This is a genomic window from Massilia rhizosphaerae, from assembly GCF_016093545.1.
In the GTDB taxonomy this organism is placed as follows: domain Bacteria; phylum Pseudomonadota; class Gammaproteobacteria; order Burkholderiales; family Burkholderiaceae_D; genus Telluria; species Telluria rhizosphaerae.
The window spans coordinates 18895-38226 of the sequence record NZ_JADKYX010000019.1 but is presented as its reverse complement, the minus strand read 5'-3'; the positions used below and the strand labels follow the sequence as shown (position 1 = coordinate 38226).

The 19332-nt window shown below is 70.9% G+C and carries 15 protein-coding genes; 6 read left to right on the top strand and 9 right to left on the bottom strand.

Annotation, left to right across the window (positions count from 1 at the left end):
* Nucleotides 1-216: 216 nt before the first annotated feature.
* Together ISF28_RS23255 and ISF28_RS23250 are read right to left on the bottom strand one after the other, a co-directional pair.
* The gene (locus tag ISF28_RS23255; protein WP_229519322.1) at nucleotides 217-1449 is read right to left on the bottom strand and encodes a BT3233 family polysaccharide utilization protein; all 1233 of its coding nucleotides are present in this window, start codon (nucleotides 1447-1449) and stop codon (nucleotides 217-219) included.
* Between the two features lie 11 nt (nucleotides 1450-1460).
* The gene (locus ISF28_RS23250; protein WP_198119550.1) at nucleotides 1461-2867 is read right to left on the bottom strand and encodes a glycoside hydrolase family 88/105 protein; all 1407 of its coding nucleotides are present in this window, start codon (nucleotides 2865-2867) and stop codon (nucleotides 1461-1463) included.
* 215 nt (nucleotides 2868-3082) lie between these two features.
* On the opposite strand from ISF28_RS23250, the gene ISF28_RS23245 reads away from it, so the two are divergent.
* Entirely contained in the window at nucleotides 3083-4057 is a 975-nt protein-coding gene (locus tag ISF28_RS23245; RefSeq protein WP_229519321.1) for an alpha/beta hydrolase, read from the top strand.
* On the opposite strand, the gene ISF28_RS23240 is transcribed toward ISF28_RS23245, so the two are convergent.
* From ISF28_RS23240 to ISF28_RS23220, 5 genes are read right to left on the bottom strand one after another with little or no spacing between them, the layout of a single operon-like run.
* A complete protein-coding gene (locus ISF28_RS23240; protein WP_198119549.1) occupies nucleotides 4011-5219 on the bottom strand; it encodes a M24 family metallopeptidase in 1209 nt (402 codons plus the stop codon). The two genes, ISF28_RS23245 and ISF28_RS23240, sit on opposite strands and share 47 nt — an antisense overlap.
* 13 nt (nucleotides 5220-5232) lie before the next feature.
* Complete coding sequence (locus tag ISF28_RS23235; protein WP_198119548.1) at nucleotides 5233-6486, bottom strand: NAD(P)/FAD-dependent oxidoreductase; 1254 nt, start codon at nucleotides 6484-6486, stop codon at nucleotides 5233-5235.
* A complete protein-coding gene (locus ISF28_RS23230) occupies nucleotides 6483-6746 on the bottom strand; it encodes a 2Fe-2S iron-sulfur cluster-binding protein (RefSeq protein WP_198119547.1) in 264 nt (87 codons plus the stop codon). The genes ISF28_RS23235 and ISF28_RS23230 overlap by 4 nt, the downstream gene beginning before the upstream one ends.
* Nucleotides 6733-7851, bottom strand: a complete 1119-nt coding sequence (locus tag ISF28_RS23225; RefSeq protein ID WP_198119546.1) for an NAD(P)/FAD-dependent oxidoreductase — start codon at nucleotides 7849-7851, stop codon at nucleotides 6733-6735. The genes ISF28_RS23230 and ISF28_RS23225 overlap by 14 nt, the downstream gene beginning before the upstream one ends.
* Nucleotides 7848-8744 (bottom strand): dihydrodipicolinate synthase family protein, encoded by an 897-nt coding sequence (locus ISF28_RS23220; protein WP_198119545.1) that lies wholly within the window; start codon nucleotides 8742-8744, stop codon nucleotides 7848-7850. The genes ISF28_RS23225 and ISF28_RS23220 overlap by 4 nt, the downstream gene beginning before the upstream one ends.
* Before the next feature lie 166 nt (nucleotides 8745-8910).
* Between ISF28_RS23220 and ISF28_RS23215 the strand changes: the two genes are divergently transcribed.
* Complete coding sequence (locus ISF28_RS23215) at nucleotides 8911-9642, top strand: AraC family transcriptional regulator (RefSeq protein ID WP_229519320.1); 732 nt, start codon at nucleotides 8911-8913, stop codon at nucleotides 9640-9642.
* 2 nt (nucleotides 9643-9644) lie between these two features.
* Here the strand turns inward: ISF28_RS23215 and ISF28_RS23210 are convergent, their stop codons facing one another.
* Entirely contained in the window at nucleotides 9645-10583 is a 939-nt protein-coding gene (locus tag ISF28_RS23210; RefSeq protein WP_229519319.1) for a 4-hydroxyproline epimerase, read from the bottom strand.
* 182 nt (nucleotides 10584-10765) lie between these two features.
* Here ISF28_RS23210 and ISF28_RS23205 point away from each other — a divergent pair, with 182 nt between their 5' ends.
* A complete protein-coding gene (locus ISF28_RS23205) occupies nucleotides 10766-13762 on the top strand; it encodes a sensor histidine kinase (protein WP_198119544.1) in 2997 nt (998 codons plus the stop codon).
* Nucleotides 13763-13789: 27 nt separating this feature from the next.
* On the opposite strand, the gene ISF28_RS23200 is transcribed toward ISF28_RS23205, so the two are convergent.
* Entirely contained in the window at nucleotides 13790-14479 is a 690-nt protein-coding gene (locus tag ISF28_RS23200) for a FadR/GntR family transcriptional regulator (RefSeq protein WP_229519318.1), read from the bottom strand.
* 227 nt (nucleotides 14480-14706) lie between these two features.
* Here ISF28_RS23200 and ISF28_RS23195 point away from each other — a divergent pair, with 227 nt between their 5' ends.
* The 3 genes from ISF28_RS23195 to ISF28_RS23185 all read left to right on the top strand — a co-directional run bounded on the left by ISF28_RS23195 (nucleotide 14707) and on the right by ISF28_RS23185 (nucleotide 19218).
* Nucleotides 14707-16020, top strand: a complete 1314-nt coding sequence (locus ISF28_RS23195) for a DUF3422 family protein (RefSeq protein WP_198119647.1) — start codon at nucleotides 14707-14709, stop codon at nucleotides 16018-16020.
* 2 nt (nucleotides 16021-16022) lie between these two features.
* Entirely contained in the window at nucleotides 16023-16904 is an 882-nt protein-coding gene (locus tag ISF28_RS23190; protein ID WP_198119542.1) for a CPBP family intramembrane glutamic endopeptidase, read from the top strand.
* Nucleotides 16905-16995: 91 nt separating this feature from the next.
* Complete coding sequence (locus ISF28_RS23185; RefSeq protein WP_198119541.1) at nucleotides 16996-19218, top strand: FecR family protein; 2223 nt, start codon at nucleotides 16996-16998, stop codon at nucleotides 19216-19218.
* Nucleotides 19219-19332 lie beyond the last annotated feature (114 nt).

Genomic DNA, 19332 nt, shown 5'->3' with positions numbered 1-19332 from the left:
TCTCCTGTTTTTTATCGATGACGTTTCGGCGCTGCCGGGGAGGCGGCGCCGATGAATGCTTCTTGCAAAACGATGCCTGGCGAGGTCGGACCCGTACGGACATGGCGTCGGGTTCTTGGTAGGGCTATTCTAAATTGGCCGGACCACAATATCAATGTGGTCGGACCGGATTCCGGCGGTAATGTGTTGGAAAAACGACAGGTACGATGACTGATCTCAGTGCTGGCCGGCCGCGAGCGCGACGTGCACCGGGTGCGCGATGCGTTGCGCCTCGGCCGCCACGTACGCTTGCCACGCCGCTTTCGACGTGATGCGGCCCGCGCGGTCCCAGGCGGCGCCGACCCAGTAGTGCAGCGGCTTGCCGGATTCGACCCTGGCCAGTACGAGGTCGTTGAGCGCATCCTCGGCATGGCCGGACGCCGCCGGCACGATGACCGCCGTGCCGAACGCGCCGTTCGTTTTCTGCTCGACCCATTGCAGCAGGGCGTGGTCGGCATCGTCGCGGACCAGGGCCACGCGCGGCGCCTGCTTCTTGTCGGACGGCGTCTTGTTCAGGCCCACGGCCACCGTCAACGCGGACGGACCGGCGAACGTGAACGTGCTGTCGATCCGGTCCAGCTGGTGGCCGGCGTCGACGGTGAAGCGCTTGGTTTCCGTGACCTTGGTGCCGGCGGCGTCCCAGGCGTCGTACGCCAGTTCGAACACGGCGCGGACCGGGCCGTTGGCCAGCACCTTCCAGCGCGCGTAATTCCCGCTCGTGTACAGGCGCGTGCCGTCCCACACGCCGGTGCCGCCGGCCCCGCGCGAGCGGCCGACGTTGTACATGTCCATGCCTTCGCCCTCGTCCTTGTGGTAGTGGTCGTGGCCCTTGTTGTACCAGCGGTCGACGATCGGATAATCGACGCGCTTGAACCAGATATCGAGGCCGCTCGACTCCAGCACTTCCTTTCCACTGCCGGCCGGCGCCGGCGCGGCGAGGGCGGGGCCGTAGGTGCGGTGGCCGATCACGTCGTTTTCCCACGCGAAGTCGTCCAGGCGTTCCGGGACGTAGCGGGCGAAGGCCTTGGGCGCGAACGGCGGCGTGATGGCGTCGCTCTTTTCGACGACGAACGTCGCCGTATGTTCGCCCGGCGCGAAGTCGTGCTGGAACAGCAGTTCGCCGTACGCGATGCCGATGCCGTTCGGGTCCTTCGCTTCCGGCGCGACGTTCGTCACTTGGAAGGGGAGCACGCGGCCGTCCGCGTCCTTGACGACGAGGTGCTGGATCAGCGCCCCAGGCAGCGCGGCGTTGACGTCCTTCCACGGGACGGCGATGGTTTCGGACGGACGCGCCGCGTCGAGGTCGTGGCTCGCGGTGACGACGAGGCGCTCGGCGGCGCCCGCGTGCGCGCGCAGCGCGAGGCCTGCGGCGCAAAACAGGGTCTTGGCTTGCATGGTCTGGGCTTTCATCGTGGCGGGATTCAGGGGTGCTCGCGGTAGCTCGTCGCGCCGCCGTTCTTCGGCACGTAGTGATACGTGCGGACGCGGTACTGGATCTCGAACGCCGGATTCTCCAACAGCCGGATCATCTCGGCGCCGGCCAGCAGCATCGGCCCATAGCCGTGCAGCGCGGCCGTGCTGGTGGGACGGTTGTAGTAATACACCTGGTCGCTCGCGAACGTCGTGCCCACGCACGTGCCCTCGACCTTGCCCTGCGCATCGACGCGTGCGGACAGCGCATTCCATCCCGCCTGCGCGATCGAGCCGTACGTCGTCGGGCTGATCCAGCCTTCGTTGATCGCGTGCGCGAGTACGTACACGAACATGGCGCTCGCCGACGTCTCGAGATAGGAATCGTCGCGGTCGATCATCTGGTGCCACAGGCCGGCGCCGGACTGGCGTTCGGCGATGCCGCGCAAGGTCCGCTGCAGCTGCGCCATGATCCTGGGGTAGCCCGGGTGGTCCTTGGGCAGGACGTCCAGCACGTCGGACATCGCCAGCACCGCCCAGCCGTTCGCGCGCGCCCAGTAGAAGTGCGGGGCGTCCGGGTTGTTCGCGTTCCAGCCGTGCGTGTAGAGATTCGTGCGCGGATCGAACAGGTAGCCCGTCATCTGCAGGACGTTTTTCACGGCATCGTCGAAGTAGGCGCGCTCGCCCGTCATGCGGCCCAGCTCCGCCAGCGCGGGGATCCCCATGTACATATCGTCGGCCCACACCGACATCGCTTGCGGACGCCGGCGGGCAAAGGTGCCGTCGGGCAGGCGGAACTGGCGTTTGGCGACCCAGTCGCCGCACACGCGGATCTGCGCCGACAGGTCCGGACCGATGCCCGCGTGGCGCGCGCGCATCATCGCGGCGCACATGGAACCGGCGTCGTCGAGCGCGCGCGGATCGAGGAAGTGGGCAAAGCTGTTGGCGCGCTCCAGGTGGAAGCGCTGTTCCTGGGCGCGGAAATACGGCAGCCTGTCGGCGAAGAAGCGGAAGTGGCGCTCGGTGAGCGCGGTGTAGCGCTGGTCGCCCGTGACGGCGGCGGCCTCGATCAGGCCCGCGTGCACGACGCCCATCTCGTAGGCCTGCAGGCCGAAGCCGGCGTCGCCCGTCGCGACGACGGCGTCGGCCGCCGGTTCGCGGAAGTCGGTGACGGGCGCGCCGCCGGCCTTGTGCACGACGCGGGTCGGCGTTTCGCTGTCGAGATAGTCGCGGATGCGCTGCAGCGACGCCGCGATCTCCGCCGCGACGGGTTTCTTGTACGGCACCGGATACGTGCCTTCGGCCGGGTCGTTCGGATTCTTGTTGTCGGGATTGCGGTAAGGGCCGTCCGCGTGCGCGGGCGCGGCCAGGCAGGCGCAGGCGCCCAGGATGGCAAGCAATCTGGTTGGCGGTTGCAACGTAGTCTCCAGTCGTTTTTATCGGATGGACAGTCCTCGTGCCAAGCGGCCGGGCTGTTCCTTATCTGGTCGGACCATTCTAGGTTGGTCTGGCCACTTTTGCAAGGTGGACTAGCCGGGGGTGTCGTTCCGTGTGATACTGGATCGACACAATGGAGACGGGTGCGACGATGGCGAGGAGAGGGTGGTGCGCGGTTGCGGCGATGGCGATGGCGATGGCGCTTGCTGCATGCGCGGGGCAGCAGGCCAGGGCGCCGATCCCCGAGAGTTACACGGCCGCGACGACGTATGCCAAGCTGGCGCCAAAATACCCATTCATCCGCATCGCGGGCAGCAGCGTCCCCGCTTCCGTGCGCGCCGTCCCGGACGTCACATACGTACGCCGCGGCGCGCACGACCTCAAGCTCGATCTGTACATGCCCGCGGCTGCGGGCGCGCCGCGGCCGGCCATCGTGTTCGTGCACGGCGGCGGCTGGCGCGCGGGCGTGCGCGCCAACTTCGCGCCGATGGCCATCCGCATGGCCGAACGGGGTTACGTGACCGCCACCATCAGTTATCGCCTGGCGCCGGAAGCCCCGTATCCGGCGGCGATCCACGACGTCAAGGCGGCCGTGCGCTGGGTGCGCGCGCATGCGGCGGATTACGGCGTCGATCCGGACCGCATCGCCGTCGCGGGCGGTTCGGCCGGCGGCCAGATCGCGGCGCTGACGGGCGTGACGAACGGGGAGGCGCGCTTCGATCCGGACGGCGGGCCCGGTGCCGTGCCCTGCACGGTGCAGGCGATCGTGAACATCGACGGCCTGTCCGACTTCACGTCGGCCGAGGCGCGCAAGTACGAAGACGATCCGGCCAAGCACCCGTCGGCGGCGGGCGCGTGGTTCGGCGGCCGCTATGCGGACAAGGCCGCGCTGTGGCGCGACGCGTCGCCGCTGTTCCACGTGGGGCCGGACACGCCGCCGATCCTGTTCATCGTCAGCGCGCAGCGGCGTTTCAGCCTGGGGCGCGACGAGATGGAGGCGAAGCTGCGCGCGCTGGGCGTGACGGGCCGGGTCGTACCGGTGCCCGACACGCCGCACAGCTTCTGGTTGTTCGATCCGTGGCTGGGGCCGACGGTGGACGCCGCCGATGCATTCCTGCGCACCGTCATCCCGCCCCGAACGGGTCCTCCAGGCGCGCGGCCGGCTGCGTGAACCATTCCGGTCCCGTGTCCGTCATGTAGAAATGGTCTTCCAGGCGGATGCCGAATTCGCCCGGTACGACGATCATCGGCTCGTTCGAAAAGCACATGCCCGGTTCGAGGACGCGGCGTTCGCCGCCGACGAGGTAGGGGCCTTCGTGGATGTCGAGACCGATGCCGTGGCCCGTCCGGTGCGGCAGGCCGGGCAGCTTGTAGCCGGGCCCGAAACCGTTGGCTTCGAGCGAGCGGCGGGCCGCCTTGTCCACCTCTTCGCACGGAACGCCCAGGCGGGCCGCGTCGAACGCGGCCCGCTGCGCCGCCCGTTCCGCGTCCCAGACGAAGCGCTGGCGCTCGGACGGTTCGCCGAACACATAGGTGCGGGTGATGTCGGAGATGTAGTTGTGGACCTTGCAGCCCGTGTCGATCAGCACCGTGTCGCCCGGCTTCAAGGTCTGGACGTAGTTGACGCCGTGCGGGTACGACGTCGCCTCGCCGAACAGCACGATGCAGAAATAGGAGCCGCGCGCGCCGACCTTGCGGTGCGCCAGGTGGATGAATTCCTCCACCTCCGCCGTCGTGATGCCCTCGTGCAGAATCGATGCCGCCGCCTTGTGCACGGCCATCGTCATGTCCATCGCCCGCTGGATGAGCGCGATCTCCGCGCCTGACTTGCGCGCGCGGCAATGGGACGTGACGGGGTGCGCGTTTCGCAGGTCGTAGCCCGGCGTCGCGGCGCGGATCGCGTCGACCATCGACAGCGGCGTGCTCTCGTCGATGGCGAGCGTGGCGCCGGCTTTGACGCCGAGCCGCGCCAGCACGCCGGCCAGGCGCGCGGCCGGGTCCTCGTGCTCGTCCCAGCAGGCGACGTCGCCTTCGACGACCATGAACTTGCGGATCGTGCTTTCCTCGAACGCGGGCGCGATGTACACGACGCTGCCGCGCGCCGGCAGCACGGCGCCGACCATGCGTTCGCTGGGGCTCCACATCGTGCCCGTGAAGTAGGTGAGATTGCTGCCCGCGTTCAGATAGAGCGCGGCGATGCCCTGCGCCGCCATCAAGGCCTGGGCGCGTGCGATCCGCGCCCGGTGCTCGTCCAACGCGATGGGCGCGGCGCCGGCCGTCATGTTCGCCAGCGCGTCCAGCGCCGCTTCCTTGTTCTTGCCACCGATAGTCATGGTTCTCCTCGTGTCATTCGATCTGGGACAGCGCCCGCGCGCTCGCGGGCATGATCGGTATCCGGGTGTCCGCCTGCTGCCAGCCGTACAGGAAGGCGCATGCCGGGCCGCACGTCTTGCCCTGGCAGGCGCCCATGCCCACGCGCGTGGCCAGCTTCGCCTCGCGCCAGTCGCGGTGCGGCAGCAGGCTCGCGGCCGGCACGTCTTCGCAGCGGCAGACGATCGTCTCGGGCCGGCACATGGTCTTGAGTGCGGCGTCCGGCGCGAAGGTGCGCGCCAGCAGCGCGGCGAATGCCCGCGACGCGCGCAGCCGCGGCAGGTCGCGCGCGGACGGCGTCAGGCCCAGCGCGCCGAGCGCGGCGATCCTGCCTTCGGCGAGGGCCTTGTCGACGCCGCCGATGCCGGTGCATTCGCCCGCCGCCCACACGTCCGCGCGGCTCGTCTTCTGGGCGCCGTCGACCATGATCGCGCCGTCCGCCGTGGCGCAGCGCAGCGCGCGGGCGAGATCCATGTTCGGCACGAGGCCGAAGCCGGCGCCCAGGAAATCGCACGGGTACGCCACGTTGCCGTCGCGGGTCGCGACGACGACGCGGCGCAGCCTGTCGTCGCCCTGCGCGGCGACGATGCGCGCGCCCGCCAGGTAGGGAATCGTCCGCAGCCGCGCGAACAGCGACGCGGCCTGCCACAGCTTGGTCCGGTGCCGCGCCAGCAGACCGAGGCCGAACGCGGACAAGCGCGGCCACGGCTGGTGCTCGACGATGGCCGCCACGTGCGCGCCCGCGCGGATGGCCGTCGCCGCCGTCGCCAGCAGCAGCGGCCCGGTGCCCGCGACGACGACCGCGCGGCCCTGCACCGGCATGCCGGCCTTGATCAGGGCTTGCAGGCCGCCCGCGCCCGTGACGCCGGGCAGGGTCCAGCCCGGAAACGGCAGGCTCAGTTCGCGCGCGCCGGAACACAGCACGAGGCGCTCGAAGGCGACGGACACGCCCTGTTCGCCCGTCTCCAGCAGCAGCGTGTTGGCGTCGACGCAGCCGATGACCTGGGCGCCAGACATGTGCGTGAAGTCCGGGTGGCCGTGCAGGGTCTTCCACATGCGGGTCGCGCGGCGGTCCGTCCAGCGGTCCGGCCCGCCGCGCCAGATCTGGCCGCCGGGCGCGGGGTGGTCGTCGATCAGGCACACCTTCGCGCCTGCCTCGAGCGCCGTCTGCGCGGCGGCCAGTCCGGCCGGGCCGCTGCCCACGATGTGCAGCAGTTTGCGGCCGTTCATCGGGCGCCTCCCGTCACGACGGCCATGCCGGCGGCGCACGCGGTGCGGCAGGCCAGGCGGTTGGCGCGGCCGTCGATCGTCACGCGGCATTCCTGGCATTGGCCGATGCCGCAGAACGCGAAGCGGCGCTCGCCCGTGACGGACAGCCGCGTGCACAGGGCGCCGGCCGCCACGATGGCCGCGGCCACGTTGCTTCCGGCGGGGACGTCGACCGCGACGCCGTCGACGGTCACGCTGCAAAATGAATCACGATCGGGCATGTGCGAACCTCGCGGGCGAATAGGGACGGGAATCGATGGCGGGAGGACGTTCCTGCATCAGGTCGGCCAGCAATTGCGCGGTGCCGAACGCCGTCGTCACGCCGAGGCCTTCGTGGCCGGCGGCGATCCACACGCGGTCGAGCAGCGGATGGCGTCCGATCAGGGGACGGCCGTCCGGCGTCGCCGGGCGCAGGCCGGTCCAGCTGCGGATGATCGTCATGTCCGCGAGACACGGCAGCAGCGCGATGGCCGCGCGCAGCACGTGGGCGAGCACGCGCGGGTCGACGTCCGTGTCGGCGACGCCGTCCTGGCGGCACGACCCGACGAGCCATTGTCCGGTGATGCGCGGCTGGACGTTCGCGGCGACGGCGAGCGCGTCGCTTCCGGCCTTCGTCTGGCCGTAGCCCATGCTGACCACCTGGTGCGACAGGCGGCGCGGATAGCGGGCCGTGATGGCCAGGTGGCCCTTGCGCGGAAGGACCGGCATGTCGGGCAGCAGCTGCGGCACGGCCGTTCCCGCCGCTACGACGACCGCGCCCGCGTCGATGCGTTCGCCGGACGCCAGCGTGACGGATCCTGGCTCGATGCGCGCGACGGCCGCGCCGAACCGCGTCAGTCCGCCCTGCGCGACGAGGCGCGCGGCCAGGTCGCGCGCGACCGCGGGCGGGTACACGGCGCAGTCGCGCGCGACCCGCACGCCGCCCGCCAGGCCGGCGCGCAGCGCGGGCTCGGTGCGCGCGAGCGCGTCGCCGGACAACGCTTGCGCATCCCAGCCGCGCCGGCCCAGGCGCGCGGCGCGCTCCAGCGCGTGGGCCATCTGCGCCTCGTCTTCCGCCACCCACAGCGTGCCGCAGCGGACGTGTTCCGCCAGGCCGGTGCGCGTGGCCAGGTACTCGTCCCAGCGTCCGAGCGACAGCAGGCACAGGTCGAGTTCATCGTCGGTCTCGTCGAGGGCGACGAGGTGGCCCATGCCGGCCGCCGTGACGCCGGCGCCGGGATGGCGGGCGTCGACGAGCAGCACCTCGTGGCCGCACGCGTGCAGTTCCACCGCGCAGGCGGCGCCGACGATGCCGGCGCCCACGACGATGACGTCCGGCCGTTTCACGCGAAGGCGGGGAGCGCGGGACGGCAGGCGAGGGCGGTCCGGATCGTCCGTTCGACCCGGGCGCGGCGTTCGCCTGCCAGCGGCAGGCGCGGCGCGCGCACGCGCTCGTTCGATCCGGTCACCATCGCTTCGGCCAGCTTGATGTTCTGGACGAGGTAGGTCGACACGTCGAGGTCCAGCATGGGCCGGAACCAGCGGTAGATCGCCAGCGCTTCGTCGTGGCGCCTGGCCTGGACGAGGCGCCAGATGGCCACGGTCTCTTGCGGGAACGCGAGGCCCACGCCGGCCACCCAGCCCGTCGCGCCGACGGCGAGCGCCTCGAACGCGAGATTGTCCACGCCCGTCAGCAGGTCGAAGCGGTCGCCGAAGCGGTTGATGATGTCGATGCTGCGGCGGATGTCGTCCGACGATTCCTTGACGGCGACGAAGCGGGCGTCGTCCGCCAGTTCTTCCATGATCTCGATCGTCACGTCGACGCGGTAGGCGAGGCGGTTCGAGTAGATCATGATCGGCAGGTCGGCGGCCTGCGCGATGGCTTTCAGCGTCGCCACCGTCTCGCGCGGGTCGGTGTGGTAGATCGTGCTGGGCACGACCATCAGGCCGTCGGCGCCGGCCCTGGCGGCCTTCTGCGCGAGCGCGCACGCGTCGCGCGTCGCCGCCTCGGCCACGGTCAGCAGCGCCGGCTTCGCGCCGCTCGCCTGCTTGCACAGCCTGAAGACCTCGATGCGCTCGTCGTGCGACAGCATCGGGCCCTCGCCCAGCGAGCCGCAGGCGATGAGGCCATCCACGCCGGCGTCGATCTGGAGCGCGAAGCAGCGCAGCATCTCGTCATGGTCCAGCGAGCCGTCCTCCTTGAACTTGGTGGTGACGGCGGGAAGAACACCTTTCCACATTCTGTCTCTCTCCTTTGCGCGGGGCGATTGAAAGACTCCATGCTAGGCCGTATCCGGGGCCGGGTCTTGCGTGCAGCGGGCGCACGGGACGCCGAAATCGGCATAATGCGGTGACGCCGTTGCCTCGCGGGCGGAACCGGCTTATAGTCCCGCTCCGGAGGGAACCATGATCGATACCATCGATACCATCGACATCGAAGCCGTCGAGGCGATGTTCGACGCATTGAACGATGTCGCGTTTTTCGTCAAGGACCGCGACGGCCGCTACGTCAGCATCAACCGCACGATGGTGCGGCGGTGCGGAGTTCGGCACAAGAGCGACGTGCTCGGGAAGACGGCGCTGGAACTGTTCCCGCGCGCGCTGGCGGAAACCTATCTGGCCCAGGACAGGATGGTCATCGACCAGGGCAAGCCGATCGACAAGCAGCTGGAGCTGCACATCTATCCCGGCCGCAGCCGCGGGTGGTGCATCACCAAGAAAGAGCCGCTGTTCGGCAAGGACGGCGCCGTCGTCGGCCTGATCGGCACGTCCCAGGATCTCGGCCTGCTCGACGACCTGCATCCCGCCTACCGCCAGATCGCCCGGATCGCCCAGCACATCAGCGAAAACTATCGGGACAACATCTCGCTGAAGGCGCTGGCGGACGACGCGGGCCTGTCGCTGTCGCGCGTGGAGCGGCTGTTCCAGAAGGTGTTCCAGCATTCGCCCCGGCAGCTGCTGCTGCAATGCCGGTTGTCGGCCGCGCGCACGCTCATCGAGCAGGATCCGGCCGCCCGGATCGCGGACATCGCCTACGAATGCGGGTACACGGACCACAGCGCGTTCAGCCGCCAGTTCAAGTCGTACGTGGGCATGAGCCCGACGGAATACGGGCTGCACGTGAAAAACGGCGCGTGACGCTAGCCCCCGGTCGGGATGCCCCGGGCGAAGGGATCGGTGTCGTCGAACAGCAGCGTCGCTTCGGCGCCGACCCAGGCCATGCCGCGGATCGTCGGCACGATCGCGTCGCCGCTGCGCCGGTAGCTGCCTTCGAACACGCTGCCGATGATGCTTTCCTGACGCCAGACGGCGCCTTCCGCCAGCTTGCCGTCCGCCGCGAGGCAGGCCAGTTTCGCGCTGGTGCCCGTGCCGCAGGGCGAGCGGTCGTACGCCTTGCCCGGGCACAGCACGAAGTTGCGGCTGTCCGCCGTCGCCGACGCCGCGAACAGTTCGACGTGGTCGATGACGGCGCCGTCCGTCCCGGTGACGCCCTGTTCGCGCAGCGCCGCCATGATGCTTTCCGCATACGCCGTCAGCGCGAGAATATTGGAGGGCTCGACGTCGAACGGATGGTCCTCGACGAGGAAGAACCAGTTGCCGCCCCACGCGACGTCGCCCCGCACGGTGCCGTGGCCTTCGACCTCGACGCGGACGCCTTTGCGCGCCCGGTGGGCCGCGACGTTCTCGAGGCTCACCGAACCGTCCGGGTGGAGGTCGGCCGTCACGACCCCCACGGGCGTGTCGATGCGGTGTCGTCCGGCCGTGATGCGTCCCATGTAGGCGAGCGACACGACCAGGCCAATGGTGCCGTGCCCGCACATGCCGAGATAGCCGACGTTGTTGAAGAAGATGACGCCCGCGACGCAATCCGCGGCATGCGGTTCGCACAGCAGCGCGCCCACGAGGACGTCCGAGCCGCGCGGTTCGCACACGGTGCCCGTGCGGACGTGGTCGAACCTGTCGCGCATGCGCGCGAGGCGCTCGGACAACGGGCCGTTGCCCAGGTCCGGGCCGCCGTCCACGATGAGCCGCGTGGGCTCGCCGCCCGTGTGGGAATCGATGATCGCAATCTTTTTCATGTCGGAGTCCGGTGGCGTTGACGGTGCAAGACTAACCGGGCCGGCGCCGGCCGGTCTTGTCGATTTCGGCTGCGTGCGGCCGGGAAAACGGCATACCGGCGTTGCCCCGTCCGCTCTGCTAGAATCCGCGGTGGCCGCCGACACCCGTGCATCGGCCGGCCACCGTACGGAACGACGAACCATTGCGTATTTATCGACAGCTGCGCGCCGTTGCGGTCCTGGTCATCCTGTTCGCGGCCCTGGTGCCGGGCGCCCGCGCGCTGGATGGCGATTTCCGCATCGGCGAATTTCATCACGACGTCTGGGGACCGAAGGAAGGCGCCCCGTCCACCATCCTGTCGATCGCGCAGACGCGCGACGGCTGGCTGTGGCTCGGCACGTATCGCGGGCTGTACCGCTTCGACGGCACCGCATTCGAGCGCTTCGTGCCGTTCCCGGGCGAGTCGCTCACTTATAACGCGATCTCCACGCTGGCCGCCGCGCCGAACGGCGACCTGTTGATCGCCTACTTGACGGGCGGTTTTTCCATCCTGCGCAACGGCCACCTGATGCACATGACGTCGGTGCGGGACCAGCCGTTCTCGAACACGTTCACGGTGCTGGGCGACGTCGACGGCACCTATTGGATCGGCGCCGTCGACGGCCTGATGCACCTGGACGGCGGCAGGTGGGAGCGCGTCGGCGCCGCCTGGCATTATCCCGGCACCCGCACCGACAACCTGACGCTCGACCGCTACGGCCGGCTGTTCGTCAGCGACGGCGCCGACGTGCACGTGCTCGACCGGGCCACGCGCACCTTCCGCCGCACCGGCGTGCGCAGCGAGGAAATGAGCGCGGACTTCGTGTTCGATGCCGCTGGCCGGCTGTGGATCGGCACGGACGGCGCGATGACGCCCGTCGACGTAGCCCCGGGCGCGCTCGAGCCGGACCACGCCGTGAACACGCCGCCGGCGATGACGATCCGCAAGTACTTCGACCGCGACGGCAACCTGTGGCTGGCGCCGGACGACAATGCGATCTGCATGGTGCCGCGCGCCAGCCTGCCGGGGTACCGTGCGTTTTCGACCGCACCGCTGCGCTCCAGCCGCAATTGCATCGGCTCGCGCCCGGGCGACCAGCGCGTCGTCGGGATCCTCGAGGACCGCGACGGCAATATCTGGGTCGCGACCAGCAATGGCCTGGAACGGTTCCGGCACAACCGCCTGCGCACGGTCGACTATGCCGGGCCGTCGTACCGCGCCGCGCTCGCGCGCGACGCCGGCGGCACCATCACGGCCGTCGCGGGCCAGCCGCCCCGATATTTTTCCGTCGACGGCCCGGTGCTGCGGCCCGCGCCGGCGCACGGCGACGCATCCCTGGTCCGCCCCGGCGTCGACGACACCGTCGTGCTGGCGACGCCGCGCGGCCTGGTCGTGCGCGCGCGGGGCGGCGAACGCGCGATCCCGTATCCGGTGCCCGCGCCGGCGCCGACGGATCCGGTCCGGCGGTTGTTCCAGGAAAGCGCGGACGCGTTCTGGGTGGGCTGGACCCGGCACGGGCTGTGGCGCTATGCCGGCGGCGCCTGGAGCAAGCCCGCCGACTACGGCACGCCGGTGCTCCGGGCCGGCGACGCGGCGGACGGCCACGGCAATGTGTGGCTCGGGTATGCCAACAACACGGTTGTCAGGGTGGGGCCGGCGGGCGTGCGCAAGTACGGCGCCGCGGACGGCGTGGACGTGCGCGTGGCGACGTTCATCGACGTGCAGCGCGACGTCCTCATTGCCGGCGACGGCGGGCTGCAGGTGCTGGCCGGCGGGCGTTTTCGCGACGTGCGCGCCGCCGACCCGGACGTCCTCACGGGCATCAACGGCCTCGTGATCGCGCCCGGCGGTGACCGCTGGTTCAACACGCACCGGGGCGTCCTGCACGTGCGGGCCGCCGACTGGGACGCGGCGCTGCGCGCGCCCGGCGTCCTGCTGCGCTACGAATTGCTCGACCGGCTGGACGGCTTTCCGAACGGCGCCCAGATCGGCATCGAGGCGACGGCCGCCGGCGCGCCCGACGGCCGCATGTGGTTCGCGGCGAGCAGCGGCATCGCCTACTACGACCCGCGCCACGACCATCCCGCGACCGCGGCGCCGCCGCCCGTCATCCGCGCCGTGATCGCGGGCGGCCGGCGCTTCGGTCCGCAGGAAGCGGTCAGCCTGGCGCCGGGGACGGACCACGTGGGCGTGGAATTCACGGCGCTCAGCTACACGATCCCGGAACGGACCGTGTTCCGCTACCGGCTCGAAGGCCTCGAACGGGATTGGCAAGGGCCGTCGGCCATGCGCTACGCGTCGTATGCGAACCTCAAGCCGGGCAAGTACACGTTCGCGCTGCAGGCGGCGCTGCAGGGTGGCGCCTGGAGCCGCGACACGGCCCGGATCGACGTCGAGATCCGCCCTTATTTCACGCAGACCTGGTGGTTCCTGCTGCTGTGCGGCCTGGGCCTGGCCGGCGCCGCCGTGCTGCTCTACCGCTGGCGCCTGCGCGAAGTGACGGGCCGCCTGCATTTGCTGCTGCGCGAGCGCCAGCGCATCGCGCGCGCCTTGCACGACACGTTCCTGCAAAGCGTCCAGGCCCTCGTCTGGCGTTTCGAGCAGATCATCGACGACCTGCCCGCGCAGCACGAGGACCGGCGCCTGCTGGACCTGACGCTGGCGCAGGCGCACGAGGTGATGACGGAGGGCCGCCACCAGATCATCGACCTGCGCCCCGGCGCGGACGGCAGCGTCGCCCTGGACGCGCGCGTGGCCGCGATGCTCGACTCGTTCCGCCTGCGCTTCGGGAAAACGATCGATCTGGACATCGTCAATCCGGACGGCGCCAGCCTGCTGTGCGTCGTCGCCGACGAGGTGTTCCACATCGTCCACGAAGCGGTGAGCAATGCCTTGTGCCACGGCGGCGGCACCCGGGTCGGGGTCGAGCTGCACTACACGGCCGCGGCGTTCGCCCTGCGCGTGAGCGACGACGGCCGGGGCATCGCGGCGGCGGTGCTGGCCAAGGGCGGCCGCGACGGGCACTGGGGCTTGACCGGCATGCGCGAGCGCGCCCGGATCGTCAAGGGAACGTTGCGGATCGAGAGCGGTGCGGCGGGCACCGTCGTCACGCTGCGCGTGGGCAGGAAGGCGGCGTATGGGAGGCCGCGCCGCTCGTGAACGGCGGCGGGCGCGCCGCGCGCCGGATCAGCCGCGCGAGAACGTGCGCGTGACGCGGTCCAGGTGGGCGCGCATCGCCTGGCGCGCGCCGGCCACGTCGTGCGAGGCGATGGCGGCCAGGATGGCGCGGTGGTCGAGGAGGGTCTGCTGGCGCAGTTCCTCGGTCTGGAAGTGCTCCGTCAGCTTGTGCCACAGGCTGCCGCGCTGGTTCCACAGGTATTCCGTCACGCCGACGAGGGCGCTGTTGCCGGCCGCGCGCGCGATCGCGAGGTGGAAGTTGCGGTCGGCCGATTCGTTTTCCCCCAGGTTGTCCTGGTTCTGCTCCATCTGTTCGACGGCGACGAGGATCGCGTCCACGGCGGCCGGCGTCGCGTTCTTCGCGGCCAGCGCCGCGACTTCGACCTCGATCATGCGGCGCGCCGCCAGCACCTCGAACGGGCCGGGACCGGCCGCCGGCCGCGCCGCTTTCGGTGGCGCCTGTTCGCTGACGTAGACGCCCGACCCGCCGCGCACTTCGACGATCCCGCCCAGTTCGAGCGCGATCAGCGCCTCGCGCAGCGACGTGCGCGACACCCCGAGCTTCGTCGCGAGGTCGCGCTCCGCCGGCAGGCGTTCGCCGGGCTTGATGTTTTCTTCCCGGATCAGCGCTTCGATCCGGCTCGACACCACGCGATACAGTCGCGGTTCGGCCGCAATCGCATCGGTTGGCGCGGGCATTTTTCTCATTGTGTGCAGTCCAGGAAAATGTGGAGGCGATTGCCAAGGTCGCATCTTAGTTTGGTCCGGATAATGTTGCAAGTGGTCGGACCAAAGTGTTCATGTGGGCTGATCGCAAAGCGAACGGGCGGCCCCGGTTGGCCGTCATTGTGCATACACATGTACAATGGAAATATTGCCAAGCCGATCAAGCGCTCGGCACCACCCGACAGCCGATGAACCGAACCATGACGACCGCCTATCCGAGCCTGAGCCATGCCCAGCGCATTCCGCTCGCCGCCGAAATCCATTCGCGTCCCTTCCTCCGGCTGGAAGCGCCCGAAGCCATCACCCATCTCGCCGTGTACCGCGCCAGCGAGTCCGGCTCGCGCAGCACGCACGGCCCCAACCAGCATGCGCTGCTGGCCGCGCTGTGCGCGCATTTCGGCGTGGCCGCGCCGAACGTGACGGCCAATCACTTCTACCACGACTTCGGCCGCTTCCGCCTCAAGTGGGAGTGCCATACGGAGTTCGCCACCTACACGTTCACGGAGAAGATCCCGCACGGGCAGGCGCCGGACGAAGCCTTCGCGCGCATGCCGCTCGCGCACCTGCCGCAGGCGTGGATCGTCGGCCTGCACGGCCGCCTGATGTCCGCCGCCCACGTGCTGCTCGAACGCGGCGCCGCCGATCCGGCCGCGCTGCAGGCGAGCTTCACGGGCAACCACCTGGTCGGCTCGCGCGTCATGCAGGGCGGCGAGGTGTGGACGGATTTCGCGATCCAGTCGGACGGCTTTTCGCGCTTCGTGGTGCGCGACGTCGACATGCGTGCGCAGCAGGCCGGCCGCCTGGCGCAGCGCGTGCTGGAGATCGAGACCTATCGCATGATGGCGCTGCTCGGATTGCCGGCCGCGCGCGCGGTGTCCGCCGCGCTGGACGACATCGAGGCCGAACTGGCCCTGCTGGCCGAGCGCATGGTCGCCGGCGAGGCGGTGGCCGGCGACCAGGACCTGCTGGAGCAGATCACGCGGCTGGCCGCGCGCCTGGAAAAGCTCTCGCTCGACAACGGCTACCGCTTCTCGGCGTCGAAGGCGTATTACCGGCTCGTCAAGGCGCGCATCGAGGAATTGCGCGAGGCCCGGATCGAAGGCGTGCCGACCGTCGAGGAATTCATGGACCGCCGCCTCACGCCCGCGATGAACACGTGCGACGCGACGGCCGCCCGCCAGGACGCGCTGGCGCGCCGCATCGCCAACGTCAACGACCTGCTGCGCACGCGCGTGTCCATCGTCCAGGAAACCCAGAACCGCCAGATCCTGCAGTCGATGGACCGCCGCGCCGCGCAGCAGCTGCGCCTGCAGCAGGCCGTCGAGGGCCTGTCGGTGGCGGCGATCTCGTACTACGTCGTGGGCCTGCTCGGGTATGCCGGCAAGGGCCTGAAAAGCATCGGCGTCCCGCTCAACCCGGACATGTTCACGGGCGTGCTCGTGCCCGTGGTGGCGGGCGTCGTGTGGCTCGGGCTGCGCCGCATGCACAAGCAGATGCACAAGCGCGGGCATTGACCATGCTGCTCGATCCGCACGCGATCCCGGCGTTCGGCGCACTGGCGCTTTCCGTCCTGCTGCTGTGGTGCCCGGCGCCGGCCGTGCGCGGCAACCGCGACTGGGCGTGGCTGGCGGGCCTGCTGCTCGCCTGCGTCCTCGGCAAGGCAGCCGGCGTGCTCGATGCGCGCGGCCTGGCCGCCGTCTTCGTCTATCTCGCGCTGGCGTTCGGCGCCGCCGCCAGCGAACGGGCGTGGCTGCGCATCCCGCTGCTCGTTCTGACGGGCGTCGCCGCCTTGCTGCTGGCGCTGCACAAGGTGCCCGGGTTTCATAATCCGATGCTGGCGGAGCATGTGCAGGTGTCGGCCGGCGCGATCCCGTTCACCTTGTACGCGAACTTCGACAAGGCCGTCGCCGGCATCGTGCTGATGGCCGTGTTCTGCGCGCCGATCCGCGCGCGCGCCGACTGGCTGCCCATGCTGCGCCGCACCGCGCCCGTGCTGGCGGCGACGCTCGTCGTCGTGCTGGGCGCCGGCATGGCGCTCGGCGTCGTGCGGCCCGACGTCAAGTGGACGGCGCTGACGCCCTGGTTCCTCGTCAATAATCTGCTCATCACCTGCGTGACGGAGGAGGCGTTCTTCCGCGGCTTCCTGCTCGGCGGGATGGCGCGCGGCATGGCGGGCCGGCGTTACGGCACGGCCGTCGCGGTGATCGTGTCGACCGTGCTGTTCGGCCTTGCGCACTGGGGCGGCGGCCCCACGCTGGTGATGTTCGCCACCCTGGCGGGCCTCGGCAATGCGTTCGCCTACCTGCGCTCCGGGCGGATCGAGGGCGCGATCCTCACGCACTTCGCGCTGAACGCCGTCCACTTCGTCGCGTTCACCTATCCGGCGCTCGCGCACTGAGATGCAAATCTGTAACACGGTGTGACACGCAACCGTGCGCGCGGGGCGCCGGGACTATGATCGGGCATCATTCTCTGCTCGATAGACGATCATGACCGCACGTACGTTCACCTGGCCGGCCGGTCTCGGCCTGGCGCTGGCCTGCGCCTGCGCACCGGCACGCGCGCAGGACCCGCCCGCGCGCGTGGGCCGCATCGCCTACCTGTCCGGCCCCGTCAGCTTTGCGCCGGAAGGCAGCGCCGACTGGGCCCAGGCGCCGCTCAACCGTCCGCTCGTCGCGGGCGACCGCCTGTGGACCGACGCCGGCGCGCGCGACGAGGCCCAGTTCGGATCCGCCATCGCGCGCATGGACGCCGGCACCTTGCTGACCGTGCTGGCGGCCGACGCGCGCACGACCCAGCTGCAAGTGTCGCAGGGCCGCATCGACCTGCACGTGCGCGGCCTCGCGGACGGCGAGACGGTGGAAGTGGACACGCCGAACCTCGCCTTCGTCGCGCGCCGGCCGGGCGACTACCGCTTGTCCGTCGCGCCGGACGGCAGCACGACGGACGTCACGGTCCTGCGCGGCGCCGGCGACGTCTACGGCGACGGCACGTCGCTCGCCCTCGCGCCGGGCCAGGCTTACCGGTTCGGCGGCCAGGACTTGAACAATTACCTTTTGCTGCAGCCGGCGCCCCCGGACGATTTCGACCGCTGGGCGCTGGGACGCGACCGGCGCTACGAACGCGCCGTCGCGCGCCGCTACGTGCCGGAGGGCGTCGTCGGCGCGGAAGACCTCGACGACTACGGTACCTGGCGCACCATGCCCGACTACGGCACCGTGTGGGTGCCCGACCGCGCGCCGCGCGACTGGGCGCCTTACCACGACGGCCACTGGGCGTGGGTCGACCCATGGGGCTGGACCTGGATCGACGACGCGCCGTACGGCTATGCCGTGTCGCACTACGGACGCTGGGTGCGCACGCCGGATACGTGGGCCTGGGTGCCGGCGCCCGTGCAGGCGCAGCCCGTGTACGCGCCGGCGCTCGTCGCGTTCGTGGGCGCGGTGCTGACCTTCGGCGGACGGTCGGATCCCGGCGTCGGCTGGTTCCCGCTCGCGCCGCACGAGCCGTACCGGCCGCCGTATCACGCGAGCCCGACGTACATCACGAACGTCAACGTGACGAACACGGTCATCCGCCAGACGCACGTCGTCAACATCGTCAACAACGTGACCAACATCCGCTACGCGAACCGCAACGTGCCGGGCGCGATGGTGGCGATGCCCGCGCAGCAGTTTGCCCGGGCCGCGCCGACGCGCCGTGCCGCGCTCCTGCTGCCGCCCGGCGTGGCCCGTGCGGCGCCCGTGCTGGCCGCGCCGCAGGCCAGGGCCCTGCCGCAAAGCCGCGTCGGCACGCCGCCCGCACGCCGCCTGCCGCCCGCGCCCGTCATGCAGCGCGTGGCGGTGACGCGCGCGTTGCCGCCTGCTGCGTTCGTCCATGCGGGCGCGGGCGCGCATGCGCATGGCGTGCCCGCGCCCGCGCGGCCCGGCGCGCGACTGGCCGCCCACGCGCCGGTACCGCCGCTGCGGGTGCTGCGGCCGGCTCTCGGCAAACCCGTGATGCCGCAGCCCGCGCACGGACCCGTGCCCGGTGCGGGGGCCGGCGGGCGCCAGGTCGTCCAGGGCGGACGTCCGGGCATGCCGCCGCCGCCAGCGCATGCCGTCCATGGCGCGCTGCCGCTGGCCGCGCAGCCGCCGGGTGCGATGGCGGAACGGCGCGCGTTGCGGGCGAGCCATCCGGACGGCGCGCCCGTGCCGCGACCGCTCGCCGGGCCGGTGCCGTCGCCGGGCCGGCAACTGGCCGCGCATGGCGGCTCCGCTGCCGGCGCGACGGCCGCAGAGCCGGGCCGTCGGCCGCCTGGTCCGGCTGCGTTGCCGGGCCGGCCTGGGGCGCCGATGACGCCGCATCCGGCCGCGCCGCGCCCGGTGGAAGGTGCCGCCGGCCATGCGCCGCCGCGCGTTGCGGCCGGCGACGCGGGGCGGCATGATGGTCGCGGTCCGGTGCCGCCGCCGGCGGCCGTCGCGCATGAAGCGGCCGTGCGCGCACGGGCGCCGCAGCGGGTGGTCGCACAGGCGTCGCAGGCGCAGCCGCAGCCGCGGGCGGTCGCGCATCCGCCGGCGCCGCAGGCGCATCCGCAATCGGCGCCGCATCCGCAGCCGGCGCGACACGTCCCGCAGCCGGCGCCACATCCGCAGCCGGCCCCGCACGTGCCGCCGCATCCGGCGCCGCCAGCGGAGCACGGCCACAAGCACGGGGAGCAGGGCGGCCATTGAACCGGGTTGGGGCGGCGGGCGCCGGCAGTGTAAGATGAGCCTCCCCGAGTTCACCGCCGCGCCATGCCGACACCCCGCCGCCCAGCCTTCATCCTCGTTCGTCGATACGGAGCG

Bases quoted from the DNA above. Each gene is read 5' to 3' on its own strand.
- ISF28_RS23255 (WP_229519322.1), bottom strand. From the start codon at position 1,449: ATGAAAGCCCAGACCATGCAAGCCAAGACCCTGTTTTGCGCCGCAGGC.
- ISF28_RS23245 (WP_229519321.1), top strand. From the start codon at position 3,083: ATGGCGCTTGCTGCATGCGCGGGGCAGCAGGCCAGGGCGCCGATCCCC.
- ISF28_RS23240 (WP_198119549.1), bottom strand. From the start codon at position 5,219: ATGACTATCGGTGGCAAGAACAAGGAAGCGGCGCTGGACGCGCTGGCG.
- ISF28_RS23235 (WP_198119548.1), bottom strand. From the start codon at position 6,486: ATGAACGGCCGCAAACTGCTGCACATCGTGGGCAGCGGCCCGGCCGGA.
- ISF28_RS23230 (WP_198119547.1), bottom strand. From the start codon at position 6,746: ATGCCCGATCGTGATTCATTTTGCAGCGTGACCGTCGACGGCGTCGCG.
- ISF28_RS23220 (WP_198119545.1), bottom strand. From the start codon at position 8,744: ATGTGGAAAGGTGTTCTTCCCGCCGTCACCACCAAGTTCAAGGAGGAC.
- ISF28_RS23215 (WP_229519320.1), top strand. From the start codon at position 8,911: ATGATCGATACCATCGATACCATCGACATCGAAGCCGTCGAGGCGATG.
- ISF28_RS23210 (WP_229519319.1), bottom strand. From the start codon at position 10,583: ATGAAAAAGATTGCGATCATCGATTCCCACACGGGCGGCGAGCCCACG.
- ISF28_RS23200 (WP_229519318.1), bottom strand. From the start codon at position 14,479: ATGCCCGCGCCAACCGATGCGATTGCGGCCGAACCGCGACTGTATCGC.
- ISF28_RS23195 (WP_198119647.1), top strand. From the start codon at position 14,707: ATGACGACCGCCTATCCGAGCCTGAGCCATGCCCAGCGCATTCCGCTC.
- ISF28_RS23190 (WP_198119542.1), top strand. From the start codon at position 16,023: ATGCTGCTCGATCCGCACGCGATCCCGGCGTTCGGCGCACTGGCGCTT.
- ISF28_RS23185 (WP_198119541.1), top strand. From the start codon at position 16,996: ATGACCGCACGTACGTTCACCTGGCCGGCCGGTCTCGGCCTGGCGCTG.